Annotated in this window: 2 protein-coding genes and 3 pseudogenes; 2 read left to right on the top strand and 3 right to left on the bottom strand. The window is 54.5% G+C overall.

Features of this window, described 5'->3' with window-relative positions:
- Nucleotides 1–355: 355 nt before the first annotated feature.
- Nucleotides 356–481 (bottom strand): annotated as a pseudogene (locus BTM36_RS29170) (hypothetical protein); the annotation flags it as partial.
- 36 nt (nucleotides 482–517) lie between these two features.
- A pseudogene (locus tag BTM36_RS29165) lies at nucleotides 518–649 on the bottom strand (anthranilate synthase component II); the annotation flags it as partial.
- Nucleotides 650–676: 27 nt separating this feature from the next.
- Between BTM36_RS29165 and BTM36_RS29950 the strand changes: the two are divergent.
- Together BTM36_RS29950 and BTM36_RS24090 are read left to right on the top strand one after the other, a co-directional pair.
- Nucleotides 677–1,039, top strand: a pseudogene (locus BTM36_RS29950) (O-methyltransferase); the annotation flags it as partial.
- A 29-nt stretch (nucleotides 1,040–1,068) separates the two neighbouring features.
- A complete protein-coding gene (locus BTM36_RS24090; RefSeq protein ID WP_256385255.1) occupies nucleotides 1,069–1,329 on the top strand; it encodes a glycosyltransferase in 261 nt (86 codons plus the stop codon).
- On the opposite strand, the gene BTM36_RS24085 is transcribed toward BTM36_RS24090, so the two are convergent.
- Nucleotides 1,306–1,653, bottom strand: coding sequence for an ATP-binding cassette domain-containing protein (locus BTM36_RS24085; RefSeq protein WP_217349625.1), 348 nt, complete (start codon nucleotides 1,651–1,653; stop codon nucleotides 1,306–1,308). The two genes, BTM36_RS24090 and BTM36_RS24085, sit on opposite strands and share 24 nt — an antisense overlap.
- Nucleotides 1,654–1,793 lie beyond the last annotated feature (140 nt).

Below are 1,793 nucleotides of genomic sequence, written 5' to 3'. Positions count from 1 at the left end.
GAAAAATAATGTAGACGAGATGACAAATTGTTGCGGGTGGAGAGAAGTGTGAAAGGATGAGTGGGAGGCAAAAGTGATGAGGGGTGGGTGGGAGGAAGTTGACAGTAGATATGTTTACTTTTTTTTTTACAAGCAGAAACGGATTATCTAACTATTAGTTCATATTATGGGCCGAAACGCATTGACACAAAGAAGAAAAAGCGATCTCTCCAAAACTGGAGGATCGCCTTCATACCATTAGACTGCTGCCGTCGCCACCGGTGCCCACGATATCGGCAAACGGATAGTCCGGGCGTGGGACCGGCGCGGCATTTTCCAGTAACGCGGTGGCCGCCCCGGCGATTTCATTGGGGTGCTAACCACGCACTTTCATACTGACCAGCGCTGCGGCCAGTTGTTCAGGCTTCAGCTCGCCGCTCACCACGGCAGAGAAAAGCTGGTGGCTTTCCTGGTGGCACAGGGTTTGCGCCTGATACAGTTTTTCCAGTACTGGTTGCAGGGTATTGGTCTGCTCCAGTTTCTGCAGCGCCCAGGCCAGGGTTTGTTCCAGCAAGCGGGCGCCTTGCGAAGTCAGAATGGATTCCGGATGGAACTGGAAGCCACACACGCGATCCGCATCATGACGCACAGCCATCACCATGCCATTAAAAAGAAAAAATAAAAAGGGGCGGGGAAAATGAAACAAATTAACAGATATATCGATTCAGTTTTTTACAGCCAAGATGATATTTTAGAGGAGGTTCTTAATTCCATAAAAGAGAACGGTATGCGATCCATCTCAGTATCTCCTTCTACTGGTAAGCTTCTTACGCTGCTAGTATCCATGTCAGGGGCAAAAAATGTCCTGGAGATCGGGGCCCTTGGGGGGTATAGCGGGATTTGCTTAGCCAGAGGGCTCGATCGGTCAGGAACATTAACTTCCCTTGAACTTATGGAGAGCTACGCAGAATTAGCGAATACTAATCTGTCTAAAGCCGGTTTTGGCAGTCAAGTATCATATTTAACCGGACCAGCTCTGCAAAGTCTCGAACAGCTTGTTAGCGATAATAGACAATTTTCACGGGAGCCGTGGACCTTCTTGGCTGGGTGCGCCGGGAAGAGTTCTTCGACCAGGTGGACCTGGCAGTGTTCCCCTCCGTGTGGGAGGAGCCGTTCGGGCTCGTTGCTGCTGAGGCGATGGCGCGAGGGGTGCCGTTCGTGATCTCGTATGCCGTCTTCTCTCCCTGCCTCTCACTAACCCAATCATGCTCGCACCCTCCCTCGCCGACCTCCTCTTGCTTCACATCGGTAGTGCCCCCCTCGGCACTACCTTCGCATCCCATGATCTAGCATGCCGTCCGGTCTTTGACCAAAACCCGCCCACACCTTGATCTCACCATCCTCTTCCGACATGTAGGTCATGCCGCGCTTCATGCGATCCGACGATCGCATCTTCGTGATGTCCTCGCCGCCGAGCCTGATGTGGCCGCTGCGGGCTTCGATCAGGCCGACCAGCGATTTCAGGAAGGTGGTCTTGCCCGCGCCGTTGGCGCCGAGCAGCAGCACGGTCTCGCCGGGGCGGACGTCGAGATCGACGCCCCACAACACCTGCATGGTGCCGTAGCCGGCATCGACGCCCCTGGCGTCGAGAAGCGAAGCTGCATCAGTGGGCATGCTCGCCTCCCAGGAACACTTCAATCACCTGCGGCTCGCGCACCGCGCTGGCAAGCGTGCCTTCAAAGATCTCCTTGCCCGCGTTGAGCACGATGACGCGGTCGGTGATCTGTTCGATGAAGCCCATCAGATGCTCGACC

The sequence above is a fragment of the Herbaspirillum sp. VT-16-41 genome, assembly GCF_001994935.1.
Taxonomy (GTDB): domain Bacteria; phylum Pseudomonadota; class Gammaproteobacteria; order Burkholderiales; family Burkholderiaceae_D; genus Herbaspirillum; species Herbaspirillum frisingense.
The sequence above is the reverse complement of the archived record's forward strand: the minus strand, read 5'-3'. Positions and strand labels throughout refer to the sequence as shown.

What these genes read in the sequence shown, in the direction of transcription:
- BTM36_RS24085 (WP_217349625.1), bottom strand. Translation starts at nt 1,653, where the DNA reads ATGCCCACTGATGCAGCTTCGCTTCTCGACGCCAGGGGCGTCGATGCC.